At 68.1% G+C, this 19,328-nt stretch carries 16 protein-coding genes; 9 read left to right on the top strand and 7 right to left on the bottom strand.

Annotation, left to right across the window (positions count from 1 at the left end):
* The first annotated feature begins 37 nt into the window (after positions 1–37).
* Entirely contained in the window at positions 38–1,201 is a 1,164-nt protein-coding gene (locus AC5QAB_RS20270; RefSeq protein ID WP_197561919.1) for a serine hydrolase, read from the top strand.
* A gap of 92 nt (positions 1,202–1,293) precedes the next feature.
* Here the strand turns inward: AC5QAB_RS20270 and AC5QAB_RS20265 are convergent, their stop codons facing one another.
* The 3 genes from AC5QAB_RS20265 to AC5QAB_RS20255 form a co-directional block, all read right to left on the bottom strand.
* On the bottom strand, positions 1,294–1,905 hold the full coding sequence (locus AC5QAB_RS20265) for a DUF6445 family protein (protein WP_032958237.1): 612 nt from the start codon (positions 1,903–1,905) through the stop codon (positions 1,294–1,296).
* Between the two features lie 132 nt (positions 1,906–2,037).
* Entirely contained in the window at positions 2,038–3,687 is a 1,650-nt protein-coding gene (groL, locus tag AC5QAB_RS20260; RefSeq protein ID WP_005411226.1) for a chaperonin GroEL, read from the bottom strand.
* An 81-nt stretch (positions 3,688–3,768) separates the two neighbouring features.
* Positions 3,769–4,056 carry a co-chaperone GroES gene (locus tag AC5QAB_RS20255; RefSeq protein ID WP_005411227.1) on the bottom strand — a complete coding sequence of 96 codons (288 nt, stop codon included), beginning with the start codon at positions 4,054–4,056 and terminating at the stop codon, positions 3,769–3,771.
* A 311-nt stretch (positions 4,057–4,367) separates the two neighbouring features.
* Here AC5QAB_RS20255 and AC5QAB_RS20250 point away from each other — a divergent pair, with 311 nt between their 5' ends.
* The 5 genes from AC5QAB_RS20250 to AC5QAB_RS20230 all read left to right on the top strand — a co-directional run bounded on the left by AC5QAB_RS20250 (position 4,368) and on the right by AC5QAB_RS20230 (position 12,652).
* Positions 4,368–6,158 (top strand): endonuclease, encoded by a 1,791-nt coding sequence (locus tag AC5QAB_RS20250; RefSeq protein WP_197561920.1) that lies wholly within the window; start codon positions 4,368–4,370, stop codon positions 6,156–6,158.
* 68 nt (positions 6,159–6,226) lie between these two features.
* Entirely contained in the window at positions 6,227–6,565 is a 339-nt protein-coding gene (gene cutA, locus AC5QAB_RS20245; RefSeq protein ID WP_014648595.1) for a divalent-cation tolerance protein CutA, read from the top strand.
* The gene (locus tag AC5QAB_RS20240) at positions 6,562–8,943 is read left to right on the top strand and encodes a protein-disulfide reductase DsbD domain-containing protein (RefSeq protein WP_197562066.1); all 2,382 of its coding nucleotides are present in this window, start codon (positions 6,562–6,564) and stop codon (positions 8,941–8,943) included. The genes cutA and AC5QAB_RS20240 overlap by 4 nt, the downstream gene beginning before the upstream one ends.
* Entirely contained in the window at positions 8,940–9,503 is a 564-nt protein-coding gene (locus AC5QAB_RS20235; RefSeq protein ID WP_053494578.1) for a TlpA family protein disulfide reductase, read from the top strand. Before AC5QAB_RS20240 ends, AC5QAB_RS20235 begins: the two co-directional genes overlap by 4 nt.
* Before the next feature lie 626 nt (positions 9,504–10,129).
* On the top strand, positions 10,130–12,652 hold the full coding sequence (locus AC5QAB_RS20230; RefSeq protein WP_197561452.1) for a PepSY domain-containing protein: 2,523 nt from the start codon (positions 10,130–10,132) through the stop codon (positions 12,650–12,652).
* Between the two features lie 92 nt (positions 12,653–12,744).
* On the opposite strand, the gene AC5QAB_RS20225 is transcribed toward AC5QAB_RS20230, so the two are convergent.
* A complete protein-coding gene (locus AC5QAB_RS20225) occupies positions 12,745–15,282 on the bottom strand; it encodes a methyl-accepting chemotaxis protein (protein WP_495233588.1) in 2,538 nt (845 codons plus the stop codon).
* Between the two features lie 203 nt (positions 15,283–15,485).
* Here AC5QAB_RS20225 and AC5QAB_RS20220 point away from each other — a divergent pair, with 203 nt between their 5' ends.
* A complete protein-coding gene (locus AC5QAB_RS20220) occupies positions 15,486–16,325 on the top strand; it encodes an arylamine N-acetyltransferase (protein ID WP_197561450.1) in 840 nt (279 codons plus the stop codon).
* 65 nt (positions 16,326–16,390) lie between these two features.
* Here AC5QAB_RS20220 and AC5QAB_RS20215 read toward each other — a convergent pair whose 3' ends face one another.
* Positions 16,391–16,762, bottom strand: coding sequence for a VOC family protein (locus AC5QAB_RS20215; RefSeq protein ID WP_032959087.1), 372 nt, complete (start codon positions 16,760–16,762; stop codon positions 16,391–16,393).
* An 82-nt stretch (positions 16,763–16,844) separates the two neighbouring features.
* On the opposite strand from AC5QAB_RS20215, the gene AC5QAB_RS20210 reads away from it, so the two are divergent.
* On the top strand, positions 16,845–17,561 hold the full coding sequence (locus AC5QAB_RS20210; RefSeq protein ID WP_014648602.1) for a transporter substrate-binding domain-containing protein: 717 nt from the start codon (positions 16,845–16,847) through the stop codon (positions 17,559–17,561).
* A 34-nt stretch (positions 17,562–17,595) separates the two neighbouring features.
* Here the strand turns inward: AC5QAB_RS20210 and AC5QAB_RS20205 are convergent, their stop codons facing one another.
* Positions 17,596–18,495 (bottom strand): LysR substrate-binding domain-containing protein, encoded by a 900-nt coding sequence (locus tag AC5QAB_RS20205; protein WP_032959086.1) that lies wholly within the window; start codon positions 18,493–18,495, stop codon positions 17,596–17,598.
* Between the two features lie 98 nt (positions 18,496–18,593).
* On the opposite strand from AC5QAB_RS20205, the gene AC5QAB_RS20200 reads away from it, so the two are divergent.
* Positions 18,594–18,737, top strand: coding sequence for a hypothetical protein (locus tag AC5QAB_RS20200; RefSeq protein ID WP_169411611.1), 144 nt, complete (start codon positions 18,594–18,596; stop codon positions 18,735–18,737).
* Between the two features lie 7 nt (positions 18,738–18,744).
* On the opposite strand, the gene AC5QAB_RS20195 is transcribed toward AC5QAB_RS20200, so the two are convergent.
* Positions 18,745–19,311, bottom strand: a complete 567-nt coding sequence (locus AC5QAB_RS20195; RefSeq protein WP_049439308.1) for a GIY-YIG nuclease family protein — start codon at positions 19,309–19,311, stop codon at positions 18,745–18,747.
* Positions 19,312–19,328 lie beyond the last annotated feature (17 nt).

Here is a 19,328-nt window from a genome sequence, read left to right as displayed (position 1 = left end):
CGTAGCATCACCGTGCGCCCCACCAGGAGTTCCACGCATGTGCCGTGCCACCCTGATGTTGCTGACGCTGCTCCCGCTGGCGGTACTGGCCGCGCCGCCACCCGTGCCCTCGCCCACTCGCATCGATGCCGAAGCACAGCGGCTGATGCAGGCGGCCCATGCGCGCGGGATGGCGCTGGCGGTGATCGATGACGGCAAGGTGGTGCATGTGGCCGCCTACGGTGAACGCAACGCCGCAGGCGAGCCGCTGCGCACCGACACCGTGATGTATGCCGCATCGCTCACCAAGATGGCCTTCGGCCACCTGGTCGCACAGCTGGCGCAGGACGGGGTGATCGATCTGGATGCCAGCATCGCCACAGCTCTGGACGCGCCGCTGCCAGACTACCCGCCCGAACCGAAAAAGTACGCCGACTACAGCGTGCTGGCGAGTGATGCACGCTGGCGCCGGCTCACGCCGCGAAAGCTGCTGAATCACGCCAGCGGCTTTGCCAACTTCGGCTTTCTCGAACCGGATGGCCGGTTGAAGTTCCACTTCGAGCCCGGCAGCCGCTACGGCTATTCCGGCGAGGGCCTGATCCTGCTGCAGTTCGTGATCGAACGTGGGCGACTGGGCGAGGATGTGGGTGCGTTGATGCAGCAGCGCGTGTTCGATCGCTTCGGCATGGCGCGCACCAGCATGTCGTGGCGCGCGGATTTCGCCGGCAACCTGGCCGATGGCTGGACCGTCGAAGGCAATACAGAGCCGCACGATCAACGCAGCCGTGTGCGGGCGGCAGGATCGATGGATACCACCATCACCGACATGGCCCACTTCGCCGCCGGTTATGTGCGCGGCGATGGGCTGTCTGCGGCAATGCGCAGGGAACTGGTGCGGCCGCAGCTGCCGATCACCACCGCCAGCCAGTTCCCAACGCTGCAGCCGGAGCTGCCCGTTGCGCAGCAGCACCGGGATCTGGCCGCGGGCCTGGGCGTGGTGACCTTCCGTGGCCCCCAGGGTGCAGGCTTCTACAAGGGCGGCCACGACGATGCGGTCGGCAACACCCTGGTGTGCATCGAGCGGCACAAACGCTGCGTGGTGATCCTGGGCAACGATGTACGGGCCGAGGCCACCTTCCCGGCACTGGTGGCGTTCGTGCTGGGTGATACCGGCGTGCCATGGCAGTGGGAGTACGGCGCGGCGAAGGCCTTCGTCGAATGAAGGCGCGATGATCCCTGGGCGGGGAGTGCGGAGGGATGGGAGCAACCATGCATGGCGTGTGGATCCACCTCACGCGTGGATGCCTGCTCCGCTCAGCGCGCCTGCTCGAAGAACATCAGGTACACCAGCCGGCCATTCTCCGGGCGGTCGCCGAACGCTGGCCCGGCGGTATGCCAGAACCAGGGCCGCAGCAGCACCAGCCGGTTGAAACGCATCGGGATGCGCATGGTCATTTCCCACTGGCTGTCGTCGTTGCTGTCGCGCTCGATGATGTCACGATGCATGTCGCCGCCGTTGGCATAGCCCAATGCGGCCAGCTCCGCTGCATCCAGGGCCATGCGCTCGGTGCCGGTACGGCGGTGGCGGAAGAACTCGGTGCCGCCCTCGCAGTGCTCCGGTGCACTCAGGTAGAGGATGCCCGACCAGTGCGAGTGATCGGCGTGCACCTTGGCGCGGCCGGTGTCACCGGCCAGGGTAAGGCGGAACTTGCCGTGCGACTGCAGTGGGTTGACCGGCCGCAGCGGTTCGTTGACCAGCCGCGAGACCGCGCCGGACAGCCCGTCCAGTTCCAGCCGCTGCTGCGAATTGCGGCCGGGGAATGCGCCCTCCTGCACCGGATAGGTCAGGCCCAGCGCCGCCTGGCGCAGCCCCTGCGCATCGGCAGGAGAAAGGAAGTCGTCGACGACGATGAACGATGTAGGCATGGCCACCGAGCGTAGCGATGCGCTGCTGCGGCGGCAACCGGGCAACGAAAAACCCCGCCTTGCGGCGGGGTTCTTCCTTGCATCGGGAGGGCGTGCCGACCAGGGTCAGCAACGACCGCCGGGGACGTGGACTTAGAAGTCCATGCCGCCCATGCCACCCATGCCGCCCATGCCACCGGCGCCACCCATGGCCGGCTCGTCCTTCTTCGGAGCTTCGGCAACCATGGCTTCGGTGGTGATCATCAGGCCAGCGATCGAGGCGGCGTTCTGCAGCGCCGAACGGGTCACCTTGGTCGGGTCCAGGATGCCGAACTGCAGCATGTCGCCGAACTCGCCGGTAGCGGCGTTGTAGCCGAAGCTGCCGGTGCCTTCCTTGACCTTGTTGATGATGACCGACGGCTCGTCGCCGGCGTTGGCCACGATCTCGCGCAGCGGGGCTTCCATCGCACGCAGGGCGATCTGGATGCCGTGGTTCTGGTCTTCGTTGGCGCCCTTCAGGCCGGCCAGCGCGGTGATCGCGCGGACCAGGGCAACGCCGCCGCCCGGAACCACGCCTTCTTCAACGGCCGCACGGGTCGCGTGCAGGGCGTCGTCGACGCGATCCTTCTTTTCCTTCATTTCGATTTCGGTCGAGGCGCCGACCTTGATCACGGCAACACCGCCGGCCAGCTTGGCCACGCGTTCCTGCAGCTTCTCGCGGTCGTAATCCGAGGAGGTGTCCTGGATCTGGGTCTTGATCTGCGCCACGCGTGCATCAACGTTGGCCTTGTCGCCGACGCCGTCGATGATGGTGGTGTTCTCCTTGGAGACCTGCACCTTCTTGGCGCGGCCCAGGTCCTTGATGGTGGCCTTCTCCAGCGACAGGCCGACTTCTTCGGAGATCACGGTGCCGCCGGTCAGCACGGCCATGTCTTCCAGCATCGCCTTGCGACGGTCGCCGAAGCCCGGGGCCTTGACGGCCACGACCTTGACGATGCCACGGATGGTGTTGACCACCAGGGTGGCCAGCGCTTCGCCTTCAACTTCCTCGGCCACGATCAGCAGCGGCTTGCCGGCCTTGGCGACACCTTCCAGCACCGGCAGCAGGTCACGGACGTTGGAGATCTTCTTGTCGTGCAGCAGGATGAACGGGTCATCCAGGTCAGCGGTCTGCGACTGCTGGTTGTTGATGAAGTACGGCGACAGGTAGCCGCGGTCGAACTGCATGCCCTTGACCACGTCCAGCTCGTTGTCCAGGCCCGAGCCTTCTTCAACGGTGATGACGCCTTCCTTGCCGACTTCCTTCATCGCGTCAGCGATGATCTGGCCGATCGACTCGTCCGAGTTGGCCGAGATGGTACCGACCTGGGCGATCGCCTTGTCGTCGGCGGTCGGCTTGGAGATGTTCTTCAGCTCGGCGACGGCGGCCGAGACGGCCTTGTCGATACCGCGCTTGAGGTCCATCGGGTTCATGCCGGCGGCAACGGCCTTGGCGCCTTCGCGGATCAGGGCCTGGGCCAGCACGGTGGCGGTGGTGGTGCCGTCGCCGGCATCGTCGTTGGTGCGCGAAGCAACTTCCTTCACCATCTGCGCGCCCATGTTCTCGAACTTGTCAGCCAGTTCGATTTCCTTGGCGACGGAGACGCCGTCCTTGGTGATGGTCGGCGCGCCGAAGCTCTTTTCCAGCACGACGTTGCGGCCCTTCGGGCCCAGGGTGGCCTTGACGGCATTGGCGAGAACGTTGACGCCGCGCACCATGCGCGAACGGGCGTCTTCACCGAAACGAATATCCTTGGCAGCCATTGCATTTACCTCATTGGTAGCGCCGGACGATGCCCGGCGGCTGGGAGTTTGGGATCAGGTTGAAACAGGTCGCGCCGGGGCTCAGCCGATGACGGCGAGCACGTCGTCTTCGCGCAGGACCTTGTATTCGACGCCTTCGCTCTTGTACGAGCTGCCGGCGTACTGGCCGTAGATGACCTTGTCGCCGACCTTCAGCGACGGCGCGCGCACGTTGCCGTTGTCCAGCGGCTTGCCCGGGCCGACGGCCACGACCTCACCCTTGGTGGACTTTTCCTTGGCCGAGTCGGGGATGACGATGCCACCGGCGGAGATTTCGTCGGCTTCGATCGGCTTGACCACAACGCGGTCGTGCAGCGGCTTGATGCTCATAGGAGACCTCTTAAGTGATTGATTGGTCTAAAAAAGTCCGGCGATGTTAGCACTCACCCCAGGCGAGTGCCAGAACCGCACGTGAAGAAACCCGACAACGTCGGGAGCAGGGCAGAGATGGAGCCCCGCCGCCCCCTTTCAAGGGCGGAATGAAAAAATTTTTCCGCCCGCGCGCCTCGGCCAAGGCGTCGGTCCTGGACAATTTCGGTGACAAGCGTCGCACTGTCAGATATCTGACGTTCATTTACGACAAAGTGTCACTGGATCGGCCTTAGGCTCGGTCAGGCATTCCCAATCACAAGGAGTAGTCGATGCGATTGCTGTCCCCGCTTGCCGCCGCCTGCCTGCTGGCACTGGCCGCCGCGCCGGCCCAGGCCGAGGTTTTCATCAACGAACTGCACTACGACGACAGCACCGCCGCCGGTGACGTCGGCGAAGCCATCGAAGTGGTCGCTACCGCCGGCGAGGACCTGTCCGGCTACCGCCTCTACCTCTACAACGGCAGCAATCCTTCGGCGGCCGCGGTCTACGCCAACAACCCGGTCCCGGCCGGCACCGCCGCCGGCTGCGGCAGCGCGACCATCGCCGTGGTCAACTACCCGACCAACGGCATCCAGAACGGCCCCAACGACGGCATCGCCCTGGTCGATGCCAGCGGCAAGGTGGTCCAGTTCCTCAGCTACGAGGGCGCCATCACCGCCTCCGGTGGCCCTGCCGCCGGCATGACCAGCCAGAACATCCCGGTGGCCGAGACCAACAGCACGGCCCCGGGCACCTCGCTGCAGCTGACCGGCAGCGGCAGCCAGTACACCCACTTCACCTGGGCCGAGTCGGCCAGGCAGACCTTCGGCAGCTGCAACAACGGCCAGACGTTCAGTGGCGGCGGCACGCCGGGCCCGAACACACCGCCGTCGGTCTCCACCACCACCCCGGCGCAGGGCAGCAGCACCTTCCCGGCCGCCGCCGACCTGGAAGTGGTGTTCAGCGAGACGGTGAACCTGGCCAGTGGCGCCTTCGCCCTGAGCTGCGGCACCTCCGGCAGCGTGCCGTTGACCTTCCCGGCCAGCGGCCGCAGCGTGAAGCTGTCCACCAACACTGCGCTGGTGGCCGGTGAGGCCTGCCGCTTCGACATCCGCGCCGCGCGCATCACCGACCTGCAGGGCGCGCACCCGGCCGCCGACAGCCGCATCGCCTTCACCGTGGCCAGCACCGGCGGCAATCCGGACCCGGGCAACCCGGGCGTGCCGGCCGGCTACTACTCCAAGGTCAACACCAGCAGCCCCAGCCAGCTGCGCTGCTCGCTGCATGCCACCATCAAGGGTCACACCGCCTACCCTTACAGCGGCTCGGGCACCAGTACCTGGACCATTCTGGAAATCGCCGACGAGGATCCGAACAATTCCGGCAGGATCCTCGATGCATATCGCAACCACAGCTACGCCAAGGTGACCGATCGCGCCGGCAGTGGCAGTGGCCTGAAGTACAACCGCGAGCACACCTGGCCGAACTCGCTGGGCTTTGCCACCACCACCGGTGACAAGGGCCTGCCGTACGCGCCGTATACCGACACCCACATGCTGTACCTGACCGACGCGCAGTGGAACGCCGACCGTGGCAACAAGCCGTTCGGCAAGTGCGACGCCAACTGCGGCGAGCGCGCCACCGAGGCCAACAACGGCCAGGGCGGCGGCAGCGGCGGCTATCCGGGCAACTCCAACTGGGTGCGCACGCCGGACGGCAACACCGGCACCTTCGAGGTGTGGGGCAAGCGCAAGGGCGACATGGCGCGTGCGGTGATGTACATGGCGATCCGTTACGAGGGCGGCAAGGATGCGGCCACCGGCCAGTCCGAGCCGGACCTGGAGCTGACCGACGACCGCAGCAAAATCGTCAAGACCAGCAGTTCGCCGGCCTACATGGGCCTGCTGTCCACGCTGATCGACTGGCACCTGTCCGATCCGCCGGATGATGCCGAGCGTGCGCGCAATGACGTGATCTACAGCTTCCAGGGCAACCGCAACCCGTTCATCGACCACCCCGAGTGGGCAACCCCGGCCCTGTTCACCTCGGCCAAGCCGGCCACCTGCCAGCTGGCCAACTGACCGCGCAACGCAGCGGTCCACGGCCGCCGCCGGGCCCTGACCCGGCGGCGGCCCTATACTCGGCGGTCATGTCGACCGTCGATCCCGTCCTGCTGCTGTTGACCACCTGCCCGGACCGGGCCAGTGCCGAGCGCATCGCGCACGCGCTGGTCGGCGAGCGCCTGGCGGCATGCGTGACCCGCCTCGATGGCGCGCAGTCGACCTACCGCTGGCAGGGCGAGGTGACCACCGACGCCGAACTGCAGCTGCTGGTGAAAACCACCGCGAGCCGCGTCGATGACGCAATTGCCCGGATCGTCGCACTGCATCCGTATGAACTCCCGGAGTGCATCGCGGTCGAAACCCGGGCCGGCCTGCCGGCTTATCTGGACTGGATCCGGGCACAGACCCGGGAGGACACTGATTGAAGACTCTGTTTGCGCGCGGCGCCGCCTTGTGCGCCCTGTTGTGGCTCTCGCTGCCGGCCTTCGCGCTGGATGAGAAGGACCTGCTGCCGGTGGACCAGGCGTTCGCGCTGACCGCCATTGCCCCCGAACGGGGCCAGGTGCAACTGCAGTTCAAGATCGCACCGGGCTATTACCTTTATCGCCACCGCACCAGCGTCAAGGCCGACCCGGCCTTCAATGCCGGCGCGCTGCAGATGCCCAAGGGCGACAAGCACCACGACGATTTCTTCGGCGAAGTCGAGACCTATCGCGAGCGCCTGCAGGCCACCCTGCCCGGCACGCCGTCCGAGGCTGCCGGCACCATCAGCCTGGAAGTGCGTTACCAGGGCTGCGCCGATGCCGGTGTCTGCTACCCGCCGCAGAAGCGCGTGGTGCAGGTCACCCTGCCGGGCGCCGGTGCGGCGGCGGCGGTGCCTGCCGCGCGTGCCGGTGCGGCCAGCCCGTTCAACAACCCGCTGGCCGGTGCCGGCAACAGCGGTGGCCTGCGCCTGCCGGGCGCGGCCAACAACAGCCAGGCCCTGCCGCTGCCGTCGGAACAGGCGTTCGGCTTCGATGCCATCGCCAGTGACGGCAACACCCTGCTGCTGCGCTTCAGCCCAGCGCCCGGCTATTACCTGTATCGCGACCGCACCTCGCTGAAGCTGGAAGGCAGCGCCGGCGTGCTGGCCGGCAAGCCGCGCTGGCCAGCCGCGCAATCGCATCGCGACGAGCACTTCGGCGATGTCTCGGTCTACTTCAACCAGGTGGAAGTGCCGCTGCCGCTGCGCCGCACTGTCACTGATGCCGTCGACAGCACCCTGGTGGTGACCTTCCAGGGCTGCCAGACCGATGGCATCTGCTACCCGCCGATGACCCGCCGGGTGAAGCTGTCGATTCCCGCTGGCAAGCTGTCCGCCAGCATTGACCAGGCGCCAGCGCGCAACGAGGTGATCAGCCCGCTGCCCGCCGCCGGCGTGCCACGTGAATCCGCCAACGGCGCACCGTTGCGCCTGCTGCCGACCGTCCCCAACGACGGCATTGCCACTCCCGCCGCCAGCGGCAGTGAGGGCGCGCGCAATGAGTTCGCCGCCGACGCGCGCGATGGCAACGCACTGCGCACGCGCCCACCGGCGACAACCCCGAACCCGGACCGTTCGTTCGTCTGGGTGCTGCTGCTGGCGCTGGCCGGTGGCCTGGTGCTGAACCTGATGCCCTGCGTGCTGCCGATCCTGTCGCTGAAGGTGCTGAGCCTGGCGCAGAGTGGCGAAAGCCCTGAGCGGGCACGCAGCCATGCCCTCTGGTACACGCTGGGCGTGCTGGTCGCGTTCGCGGTGATCGGCGCGCTGATGGTGGGCCTGCGCGCGATCGGCAACGCCGTCGGCATCGGCTTCCAGCTGCAGCACCCGGGCGTGGTGGCGGCGCTGGCCTACATCATGTTCGCGGTGGGCCTGAGCCTGTCCGGCGTGTTCACCCTGGGCGGCGGCATCGGCAACCTCGGCCAGTCGCTGGCCAGCCGCAGCGGCCCGGCCGGCGATTTCTTCACCGGTGCGCTGGCCTGCCTGGTCGGCAGCGCCTGCGTCGGCCCGTTCATGGGCGGGGCGATCGCCTATGCCTTCATTGCCCCGCCGCTGAAGGCGATGACCGTATTCCTGTTCCTCGGCCTGGGCCTGGCGCTGCCGTTCCTGCTGATCGGCTTCGTGCCGGCGCTGGCACGCCGCCTGCCCAAGCCCGGCCCGTGGATGGAAACGCTCAAGCACGTGCTGGCCTTCCCGATGTATGCCACCGCGCTGTGGCTGCTGTGGGTGCTGGGCAAACAGCGCGGCGTGGACGGCATGGCACTGGTGCTGGGTGGCCTGCTGCTGTTCGCCTTCGGCCTGTGGCTGTTCGAGCGCAATCGCTGGACCGGCTCGCGTGCGGTGACCCTGCTCGGCGTGCTGCTGGCGATCGGCGCGCTGGTTCCTGCCTGGGGCGTGACCCAGCTGGCAGCGCCGGCACGCGCCGCACAGGCCGCCAGCGACAACGTGGTGGAGTATTCGCCGCAGTTGCTGGACCGCCTGCGTGCGGACAACCGCGTGGTGTTCGTCAACATGACTGCCGACTGGTGCGTGAGCTGCAAGGCCAATGAACGTGCCGTGCTGTCGCGGCCGGAGTTCAAGGAACTGCTCAAGCGCACCAACGCGGTGTACATGCGCGGTGACTACACCAACGTCGACCCGCAGATCACCACGTTCCTTGAAGAGCACAAGGCCGTGGGCGTGCCGCTGTACGTGGTGTACGGCCCGGGTGCGCCGCCGACCGTGCTGCCGACCCTGTTGACCCAGGCGGTGGTCGAGGAAGCGCTGCTGCGCACCGCACGATGAAGTGGCAACGGCCAGCGCTGCTGTGGACAGCGGTGCTGGCCGCCGGCCTCGGCCTGTGGGCCGGGCATCGATTCTCACCCGGCCCGTCTGCACCGGCCGCGGCAACGACGGCTTCCACAGCGACGGCCGTGAAGCCTACCCTGCAGGTGGGTGATCCCTTGCCGGCGCTGATCCTGCCGGACCTGGCGGAACAGCTGCTGGACCTGCGCGCCCGCTTCGCCGGCCGGCCGCTGCTGATCAATGTCTGGGCCAGCTGGTGTGCGCCCTGCGTGGAAGAGATGCCCGAACTGGCCCGCTTCGCCGAAGCCCAGGGCGACAACGGTGTGCAGGTGCTGGGCATTGCGCTGGATGCCCCGGACGACGTGCGCGCTTTCCTGCTGCGGGTGCCGGTGGACTACCCGATCGTGATCGAGACCCCGGGGCCGCGCGATGCCAGCGTGCAGCTGGGCAATACCCAGGGCCTGCTGCCCTACAGCGTGCTGTTCGATGCGCAGGGGCGGCTGGTGAAGGCAAAGCTGGGGCCGTTCGCCCACGGCGAGATCGACGGCTGGGTGAAGTGAGGGTGTTTTTTGCAGGGCTTGGAGCCCTGCACCCTGCTCAATGCAATGGCAACAGCCAAAGCGGGCTTTCCGTGGGATGGCGGGGCGCTGTGGCTGTGCAGGACACGCCGTAAACCCGTCCGTGGGGGCTCGATGGCGCCATCCATGGCGCCAACGGTCCTGCCCACCCACACCGCCCCACCCCCGACAGATCCCCGCGGCGGCTGTTGGTGGGTGCCGACCGTTGGTCGGCACATCTGTCAGATATCGATATTCAGAACGGAATCAGACCCCGTGCCGACCAACGGTCGGCACCCACCAAAGCAGAACGTCGTTCCGACAGATCGCAGGAAACTGTCGAAGGCGGGGTGGGTCCGGTTGAGGGGGCGTGAGCCGCATGGATGCGGCGACCGAGCTTACATGGACGTACTTGCAGCGTCCCCCTCAACCGGACCCGCCCCGCCAACCCACGGAAAACCAGCTTTTGACGTTGACGTTGCTCCGGCTTGTAGCGGGTGCAGGGCTGCAAAGCCCTGCAACAAAACCCTCCTTGACCGTAGGCCGTCCGCCACGGAGAATTCCGCGACTAATTCTCATTTGCTGTTGCGCAGGATGCGGGCGGCAGCCTCCCGGGCCCCTCTCCTTCGATGTTCAAGAACGTCCTGTTCCAACTGCATTGGCTGCTGGGCATTACCGCCGGTGCCGTCCTGGCCCTGATGGGCCTCAGCGGCGCCATGCTGTCTTTCGAGGACGAGCTGCTGCGCGCGGCCAATCCTGGCTTCGCTGAAATCGCCGAGCACCATGCGGACGGCCAGCATCCCCTTGCACTCAGCGAACTGGTGCCGTTGCTGCAGGCTGGCAGCGAGCGCCCCCTGCAACGCCTGCGCGTGGATGCCACCGGACAGCGGCCGTCGGTCGCGCGATTTGCCGGCGGCAAGGAACACTGGGTGTACTTCGATCCGTACAGCGGCGAGCGCTTCAGCGCCCTGCGCGGGCAGGCATTCTTCGACGTCGTCGAGGACCTGCATCGCCACCTCGCTGCCGGTGAGCGCGGCAAGTGGATCACCGGCAGCTGTGCAATCGCGCTGCTGTTCTTCACCCTGTCCGGTCTCTACCTGCGCTGGCCACGACGCTGGTGGCACTGGCGCAGCTGGCTGGCGGTGGAGTGGACGCGCAGCGGCCGAGGCTTCCTGTGGAGCCTGCACTCGGTGGTCGGCACCTGGGTGCTGCTGATCTACCTGATGAGTGCGCTGACCGGCCTGTGGTGGTCGTTCGACTGGTACCGCAACGCGGCCAACACGCTGCTCGGTGTGGCGCCGGCGGCAAAGCACACGGTTGCCGCCGACGCGGCACTGGACGTCCATCGCATCGAGGCCACGCTGTACGCGCTACCCGGCGTGCGCACCGGCTTCATCGACCTGCGCCTGCCGGAGAAGCCGGGGCAGGCGCTGAACGTGCGGGTGATGGCCGGTGATCCGTCGCAGCGCGGCGGCCACCACGACCGTGCGCATGACCTGCTGCAGCTCGATCCGGCCAGCGGCGCGGTTCTCGATGCCCGCCCGTACGCACGCCAGGGCGCGGGCGGACAGCTGGCCACCAGCGTGTTCGCGCTGCATTCGGGCAGCTACTTCGGTGTGCCCGGGCGCGTGGTGGTGATGCTCAGCAGCCTGGGCATGAGCCTGTTCTTCATCACCGGCTGGATGCTGTACCTGGACCGCCGCCGCAGCCAGCGTGCGGCGCGAGGGCTGCGCCGCGCGCTGCCGGCCACGACCACCGATGGCCGTGGTCCGCCGTGGCTGGTGGTGCATGCCAGCCAGAGCGGACTGGGCGAACAACTGGCGTGGCGTGCGGCCGCGCAGCTGCAGGCGTCCGGTCATGCGGTGCAGGTGCAGTCGCTGGCCCGCGTCGATGCCGCGACGCTGCAGGCCACCTCCCAGGGGCTGCTCGTGCTGAGCACGTTCGGCGACGGCGAGCCACCGGATGCCACGCGCCGCGCGGCGCGGCTGCTGCTCGCACAACGCCTGGACCTGTCGCGCCTGCAGTTCGGCCTGCTCGCGCTGGGCGACCGCCAGTACCCGCATTACTGCGGCTTCGGCCGCCAGTTCGATGGCTGGCTGATCGGCAACGGCGCGCGCCCGCTGTTCGAGCGCATCGATGTCGATGCCGCTTCGGTGCCGGCATTGCGCCAATGGCAGCAGCAGCTGGGTACGCTCACCGGCATCGTCACCGATGACAGCGTGCTGCCTGCGGCTACGCAGATGCATGAGTGGCGCCTGCTCGGCCGCGACCACCTCAACCCGGGCAGCGTCGGCGGAGCCATCTGGCGTATCCGTCTTGCCGCACCGGCCGACGTGCAGTGGCAGGCGGGTGACATCCTGCACATCGCACCCCGCCACAACGCGCGGCATGCCGGTGCCGTGCTGAAGGGACACGGTCTGGATCCGCTGCAGCCCCTGCTGGTCGATGGCCATCCGCGCACGCTGCTGGCGCTGGCCAGTGAACGCGAGCTGCCCGAGGCCGATGCCGCGCTGGCGGTGCAGGATGCCTGCCTGTGGCTGGCCGGGCTGCCGCTGCTGCCCAGCCGCGAGTATTCGATCGCCTCCTGCACGGATGACGGCGTGGTGGAGCTGGTGGTGCGGCTGGTGCATGACGCCTCCGGTCGCGCCGGGTTGGGCTCGGGCTGGCTGTCGTTGCATGCACCGATCGGTGCCGGCATCGTCGCCCGCGTGCATCGCAACCCCGGTTTCCATCGCGTCAGCGGCGCGCCGATGGTGCTGATCGGCAACGGCACCGGCATCGCCGGGCTGCGCAGCCTGTTGCGCGAAGCTGCCCACGCAGGCGAGCGCGGGCACTGGCTGCTGTTCGGTGAACGCCAGCGCGCACACGACTTCCTGTTCGCCGACGAGATCGAAGCCTGGCAGGCCAATGGCCATCTCACGCGGGTGGACCTGGCGTTCTCGCGCGATGGCGAGGGTGGTTACGTGCAGGATCGCCTGCGTGCGGCCGTCGATGCGCTGCGCGACTGGATGCAGCGCGGTGCGGTGATCCATGTCTGTGGGTCGTTGCAGGGCATGGCCGAAGGCGTGGACCAGGTGCTGCGAACCGCGCTGGGTGATGAAGCGGTGGAAACGCTGCTGGAAAACGGGCGCTACCGCCGCGACGTGTATTGATTCCTGCCGCCGAACGCTGGTGTGAGCCGAGCATGGGCTCGGCTCTACAGTGTTCGTGCAGCCGATGTAGCGCCGAGCCCACGCTCGGCTGACTAGGCCGCCGCGCGCGCCTGCGGCATCGACTGCAAGCGGAACGCGCCCACGGCTTCTGCCAACGCACGCACCTGCGCCTGCATCTGCGCAGTCGAGGCCCCCGCCTCTTCCACCAGACTGGCGTTGCGCTGGGTGCTGGCTTCCATCTGCACGATGGTCTGGTTCACCTGAGCGATGCCCGCATGCTGGTCCTGCGACGCACTGCGGATACCTGCCAGCAGCTCGGCCAGCTGCTGCACGCTGCCGACGATCTCGCCCATCGTGGTGCCGGCCTGCGCGGCCTGCTGGTTGCCCTGGCCGACACGCGCCACCGAATCCTCGATCAGCCCCTTGATCTGCTTGGCCGCCTCGGCACTGCGCTGCGCCAGCAGGCGCACTTCGGCGGCCACCACGGCGAAGCTGCGGCCCTGCTCGCCGGCACGCGCCGCTTCCACCGCCGCATTGAGGGCAAGGATGTTGGTCTGGAAGGCGATGCCGTCGATCAACTGGGTGATGTCGCCGATCCGTCGCGAGGCTTCGCTGATGCCATGCATGGTCGCGACCACCTGGCCGACCGCCTCGCCACCCCGCTGGGCCACCGCCGCCGCGCCCTGCACCAGTGCATCGGCGCGGCCTGCGGCATCGGCGTTGCGGCCGACGGTATCGGTCAGCTCCTGCATCGACGCCGCGGTCTCTTCCAGGTTGGCGGCCTGCTGCTCGGTGCGCCGCGACAGATCGTGATGGCCGGCGACGATCTCGCCAACGCCGGTATCCAGGCTGGAGGTGGCCTGCTGGATGCGGGTGACGATGCGGCCCAGCTGCGCGACGGTGGCATTGGCATCGTCGCGCATGCGCGCGAACACGCCCTGCAGGTCCCCCTCCATGCGCACGCTGAGGTCGCCGCAGGCCAGCGCAGCCAGCAGTGCCTGCAGGTCACCAAGGTTGGTTTCAAAGGTGGCCAGCAGGCGATTGATGCTGGTCGACAAGGTGCGCACGAAGCCCTGCTTGCCCTCCAGCACGATACGGCCATGCAGGTCGCCGCGTGCTGCAGCATCGACCAGGGCAGCGACCTCGGTTTCCAGCAGCGTCTCCAGCGCACGACTGCGCCACTCCACCGCTACGCCGAGGAACTGCCCTTCGTCGATGATGGGGTTGGCAATCAGCTGGTAACGCACGCCGGCATGGCCGATCTCGCGCTCCTCGCGCTGGCGCGCGCCGGCCAGGCTGGCCAGCGCCGGATGCAGGCGCACGGCATCGCTGCCCACCAGATCTTCGGCCTCGCGCTCGAGTTGCTGCAGCAGTGCCGGATTGACGTAGGCCACCTGGCCCTCGGCATCGATCACCATCAGCCCGGTCTGCGCACTGTCCAATGCCTGCCGCACACGGGTGTTGCCGCGCGCCACGGCACGCTCGGTCTCGATGCGCGCGCGCAGGCGCTGCTGCATGTCGACCAGGCGCTGCGCCAGCTGGCCGATTTCATCGTTGGCGTTGTAGACGCGCAGGGTGGTGTCGAGTCGGTCGTCGGCGATGTCGCTGGCGAAACGCAGGGTGTCCTGGATCGGCTGGCGCACCGCACGCAGCACCAGCACCAGGCTGGTGATCAACACACCGGCGACCAGCAGCAGGGTCACCGCGAACAGCACGCTCATGGTGCGTGCGCCGGCCTGCTGGCGCGCCTGTGCCTTGGCCAGCGCCGCCACCTGGGCCTGCTGGAAGGCGGCCAGCGCCGGCGCCACGCCGGCGGCGGTATCCAGCAGCGATTGCGCCTCTACATCCAGGCCCACGCGGGCGGCGGTATAGCCCAGCAATGCGGCCTGATAGGCCTCCATGCCGTTACGAAGGGCATCCTGCGCATCGGTCGGCAGGCCCACCAGTGCGAGATCGAACGGCAGCTTTTCTTCGCTCGCACGGTCGGCATGGGTGGAGTCGCCATCGAGCAGCAGCAGTGCCTCCTGTCGGCGCATCTTCTGCAGGGACAACGCCAACGAAGGCCGCTGCAACGCATCCACCTGCGCCTGCAGGGCGTCGGCGGCCTGCTGCAATTGCGCGGCGAGGCCGGCATCGCCACGACCCATCTCATCGACGCGTTCGAACAGGGCGGCCACACCCTGCGAGAACGCGCCGGCGGCTTCGGTCAGTGCCTGCAGCGCCTCGCGCCGGCCGGGATCCATCGGCATCGCGCGCAGCGCCTGAAGATCGGCCTGGAGCGCCTTCTGCGTCGCCAGCAGCTGCGCGCGGTCGGCATCGTCGAAACTACGTGCATACTGGGTCTGCAGACGACGCGCCTCGGCCACCTGCGTGGCCACGCTCGCGGCCAGATCGCTGCCGTGCTGGTAGCTGGCCTGGCTGCGCGCCGCCTGCGTGCTGGCATGGCCGGTCCAGGCGTAGACGGCGGCGATCGCGATCAGGCCCAGCCCACAGACCCACAGGGTCGCCTTGAGCTTGCTGGCCACACTGAGCCGATGCGGCTGCAGCCACAGCAGCAGGCCGGGGGACGCCGAGCGCAGTGCGGCAAGCCGCATGCGCAGGGACCGGAGGTGGGGGACGACGGCCGACATGACAGGCTCCAGGCGGAAGGACGCACCTGTATCGGCGGGAAATGGCGCAACTTTAGGGCGCTCCTGGTTCACTCCCACCGATTGCTGGCGGACGCGGCCTTTGTACCCGGCACAGGCGACGGGGGGATGACACCCGCGCAATGCTTGACCTCAACCCCGGTTGGGAGAGCACAGTAGATCTCCCTCCCCCGCCCGGCGCGCGCATGACGACGCTCGATGTCCCCCGCTACCTGCAACGCCTGAAGCTGGATGCACCGCCACCGCTGACGCTGGCGGGCCTGACCCTGCTGCAGCAGCGCCACAACGCACTGCTTCCGTTCGAAACCCTCAGCTGCCTGCTGCGCGATGCAGTACCGATCGACCTGGACAGCGTGCAGCGCAAGCTGCTCGACGACCGTCGTGGCGGCTACTGCTTCGAACTCAACGGCGGCCTGCTGGCACTGCTGCAGGCGCTGGGCTTCGATGCACAGCCGTTGAGCGCGCGCGTGCTGCTGGCCGCCCAGGACGGCGAACTGACCGCACGCACCCACCTGCTGCTGCGCGTGCAGGTGGACGGCGATGACTGGCTGGTGGATGCCGGTTTCGGCAGCCTGACCCCGACCGTGCCGCTGCGGCTGCATGATCCGCAGCCGCAGGCCACGCCCCACGAGCGCTTCCTGTTGCAGCGCCTGCCCGGCGAGGGGGATTTCGTGCTGTCCGCCGAGTCCGGCGATGGCTGGCGGGCAATGTATCGCTTCGACCTGCACGCGCCGGCACCGATCGACAACGTCGTGGGCAACTGGTACGTGTGCACCCATCCCGATTCCAGTTTCCCCGGCCAGCTGCGCGCATCCCTGACCGGGCCGGACTGGCGACGCACCATCGGCAGTGGCAACTACACCGAGTACCGTCCCGGCCAGGCACCGGACAAGCGTCCGCTGCGCGATGTGGGCGACGTGCGCGGGGTGTTGCAGCAGCGCTTCGGCATGCAGCTGCCGGACGACCCACGGCTGGACCCGGCGATCAACGACTGGCTGCAGCGCTCGCGCGCGGCCACGGTGTAGAGCCGGGCCGATGCTCGGATGAGCGTTGGCGGCTGGGTCAACAGCAGCCGAGCATGGGCTCGGCCCTACAGAATCACGCGCGCCTGCAGCGCAATGCGATTGCCTTCGCTGTCGGCGATCTCGGCCACGCGCCAGTCACCGGCATCGGCCGGGCCGAAGCGCAGCTCGGCCCCGGCCTGCAGCGCACGCTCGAGGCTGGCATCCAGGTCATCAACCCCGATGTAGATGCGCGCACCGTGGACGGAGGGCAGATAGTCGGCCCCCCGCACCAGCGCCATGCTGGCACCGGTGGCCTCATCGGCAAACGGCAGGTAAGCCATCCTGCAGTCGTGCAGCAGGATCGGTTCGTCCACCGCCACCTGCAGCCAGTGCTGATAGAACGTGATGGCCCGGCCCAGGTCAGTGACCGGTATCTCGACGTGCAGGATGGGGTTCATGTCCGCAGGATAACCGGATACTGACACTGCCTTGCAGGTCCGTACTGGCATGCTGGACCGCCCTTTCCCCGCGGAGTCCTGCATGTCCCTGGCCGATCATCGTGGTGCGCTGGCACCGCTGGGCTTCCTGCGCGTGGCCATCAACCTGGGCAATCCAGTACTGGCGCAGGGGGACGCGCGCTCACCGCGCGGGCCGTCACTGGAACTGGCCACGGCATTGGCGCAGCGCATGGGCGTGCAGGCACGCTTCACCTGCCACGACGCCGCGGCCGCGGTGGTCGCTGCAGCCAGCAAGGATGCCTGGGACCTGGCCTTCCTGGCCATCGATCCGGCGCGCGCCGACCGCATCGCCTTCAGCGCCCCCTATGTGGAGATCGAAGGCACCTACCTGGTGCGCGAGGACAGCCCTGCGCAGCAGGTGGCCGACCTGGACCGCGATGGCCTGCGCATCGCGGTCGGTCGTGGCGCCGCCTACGACCTGTTCCTCAGCCGCGAACTGCGCCACGCCATGATCGAGCGGGCCGAGACGTCGGCCGCTGCCATCACCCTGTTCGATCTGCAGCGCCTGGATGCCGCCGCCGGCGTGCGCCAGCCGCTGGCCGCCTGGGCGCAGGCGCATCCCGGCCACCGCGTGCTGGCCGACCGTTTCACCGTGATCCAGCAGGCGGTCGCGGCGCCGGCCTCGCGCCCGGCCGATGCATTGCAGGCGCTGTTCGAGGAAGTGGAGGCGATCAAGGCAGGCTCGTTGCTGGGCGAAGCCTTCGCCCGTGCCGGGCAGGCGGTTACGTTGGTACGGTGACCGCGGGACACACGCAGTCGAGCATGGCTCGACGCTATAAATGCGCGTCTGCCATGTGCCGGACGTGCTCGGCCGCCTGAGCGTGCAGCCAGTCGCGGAAGGCCAGGAAGCCGCGATGGCGGGCCGAGCGCTGCGGGTAGACCAGCCAATGCGGCCAGGCGGTTTTCAGTCGCAGGCTGGACAGCGCCACCAGTTGGCCCGAATCCAGCAGCAGGCGCGCCCGCGTCACCCGTCCCAGCGCTACGCCCACCCCGTCCAGCGCCGCACGGTGATGCGCCTCCGAATCATCCAGCACCGCCACGAAGCGCGGCGGCGGGTTCTGCCCACTCAGCGCGAACCAGGCGCCCCACGCGCCATCGGGATCCCCCAGCAGCGGCCACTGGTTCAGCGGCACGCGGTCGATCCCTCCCATGCGTTCGATCAGCGCCGGGCTGGCCATCGGCAGCAGCCACTCGTCGAACAGCGGCTCCACCACCAGGCCCGGCCACTGCCCGCTGCCCAGCCGCAGCGCGGCGTCGAACTGGCGCTGTCGCTCGAAGTCAATCAGGCGTTCACTCGACTGCAGGTTGATCTCGATCTGTGGATGCTCGGCAACGAAGTGCCCCAAGCGCGGCACCAGCCACGCCGACGCCATCGACGGTACCGCGCTGATCGTCAGCACGTGCTCGGCGCGTGCGGCATAGGGCTGGAAGGCCTCGTTGATCGCATCCAGATGCGGGCCGACCTGGTCGAGCAGGCGCTGCCCTTCCAGGGTGAGGGTGACGCCGCGTGGCTGGCGGACCAGCAGTGGCTGCCCCAGCCGCTCTTCCAGCTGGCGCATCTGATGGCTGAGCGCACTGACGGTCAGGCTCATCGACGCCGCTGCGCGTGACAGGTTGCCCAGCCGCGCGGCGGCCACGAAGCCCTGCAGGGCGTGAAGGGGCGGACGGGACATCAGGCTTGAATTCCTCTCAAGGCATGCTTGCGGAAATGTCGCTTTTTCCCGGTCAATGCTGCCCGTATCGTGCAATCCACTCAAGTGGAGGGACGCTCATGAACATCTACGGCAGCCTGTTGTTCCTGCAGGGCCACGTGGCCAACGCCGAACTGGCCCGGCAGCTGGCCTGCCCGTCCACCGGCTCCCCCACGGGTGCGCCGCAACCGGCCGCGCCGGTTCAGCAACCGCGTGGCCGTTGAACACGGCTCAACCTGCATACCAACGCTGGACGTGTTCAGGCAGCCATGGCATTGGGTCGATATCCAGCGCCCGGCAACCGTCGAGGGTGTCACGCAGCACGCGCTCGCCGGGGCCACCGGGCATGCGCAGGCCATCCTCTTCCGGAAGCTGCACCGCCGCCCAGTCGTGCAGCCGGTCCATGCGCAGGCGCTGGGCGGCCTGCAGCCAAGCCTTGAGCTGGAAACAGCGATAGCCCTGTGCGCCCAACGCATCAACCGCGAGCGACAACGCCTGGTTGGCACCACGCACCCATTCGGTGCGACCTCCGGCCTTGTCCTGGACCGTCATCGGCGCCGGCGCGCGGTGCGCCTTGAACGGCGAACGCAGCTGCAGCTCCAGATCACGCGCATCGCGCTCGCTCTCCGCTTCCACCAGCGTACCGGCATCAAGGTCGAAGAACTCGAACCAGCGCCGGTGCAATGCGCTGATGCGCCCGAGCGGATCGCGTGAAAAGCCGATCTTCGCGTAGTCCTCCCACGCACAGGGGAAGACGTAGGCGAAGACACGACCGTCGATGCGGATATGCGACTGCATGTGCGCAGGCTGCCTCC

This window comes from Stenotrophomonas sp. YJH_SMC_127 (assembly GCF_059372445.1).
Note: the sequence above shows the minus strand (reverse complement) of the source record. Positions and strands in the feature narration are given on the sequence as shown.

Excerpts from the sequence above, each read along its gene's own strand:
- AC5QAB_RS20270 (WP_197561919.1), top strand. The coding sequence starts at position 38 with ATGTGCCGTGCCACCCTGATGTTGCTGACGCTGCTCCCGCTGGCGGTA.
- AC5QAB_RS20265 (WP_032958237.1), bottom strand. The coding sequence starts at position 1,905 with ATGCCTACATCGTTCATCGTCGTCGACGACTTCCTTTCTCCTGCCGAT.
- groL (WP_005411226.1), bottom strand. The coding sequence starts at position 3,687 with ATGGCTGCCAAGGATATTCGTTTCGGTGAAGACGCCCGTTCGCGCATG.
- AC5QAB_RS20255 (WP_005411227.1), bottom strand. The coding sequence starts at position 4,056 with ATGAGCATCAAGCCGCTGCACGACCGCGTTGTGGTCAAGCCGATCGAA.
- AC5QAB_RS20250 (WP_197561920.1), top strand. The coding sequence starts at position 4,368 with ATGCGATTGCTGTCCCCGCTTGCCGCCGCCTGCCTGCTGGCACTGGCC.
- cutA (WP_014648595.1), top strand. The coding sequence starts at position 6,227 with ATGTCGACCGTCGATCCCGTCCTGCTGCTGTTGACCACCTGCCCGGAC.
- AC5QAB_RS20235 (WP_053494578.1), top strand. The coding sequence starts at position 8,940 with ATGAAGTGGCAACGGCCAGCGCTGCTGTGGACAGCGGTGCTGGCCGCC.
- AC5QAB_RS20230 (WP_197561452.1), top strand. The coding sequence starts at position 10,130 with ATGTTCAAGAACGTCCTGTTCCAACTGCATTGGCTGCTGGGCATTACC.
- AC5QAB_RS20225 (WP_495233588.1), bottom strand. The coding sequence starts at position 15,282 with ATGTCGGCCGTCGTCCCCCACCTCCGGTCCCTGCGCATGCGGCTTGCC.
- AC5QAB_RS20220 (WP_197561450.1), top strand. The coding sequence starts at position 15,486 with ATGACGACGCTCGATGTCCCCCGCTACCTGCAACGCCTGAAGCTGGAT.
- AC5QAB_RS20215 (WP_032959087.1), bottom strand. The coding sequence starts at position 16,762 with ATGAACCCCATCCTGCACGTCGAGATACCGGTCACTGACCTGGGCCGG.
- AC5QAB_RS20210 (WP_014648602.1), top strand. The coding sequence starts at position 16,845 with ATGTCCCTGGCCGATCATCGTGGTGCGCTGGCACCGCTGGGCTTCCTG.
- AC5QAB_RS20205 (WP_032959086.1), bottom strand. The coding sequence starts at position 18,495 with ATGTCCCGTCCGCCCCTTCACGCCCTGCAGGGCTTCGTGGCCGCCGCG.
- AC5QAB_RS20200 (WP_169411611.1), top strand. The coding sequence starts at position 18,594 with ATGAACATCTACGGCAGCCTGTTGTTCCTGCAGGGCCACGTGGCCAAC.
- AC5QAB_RS20195 (WP_049439308.1), bottom strand. The coding sequence starts at position 19,311 with ATGCAGTCGCATATCCGCATCGACGGTCGTGTCTTCGCCTACGTCTTC.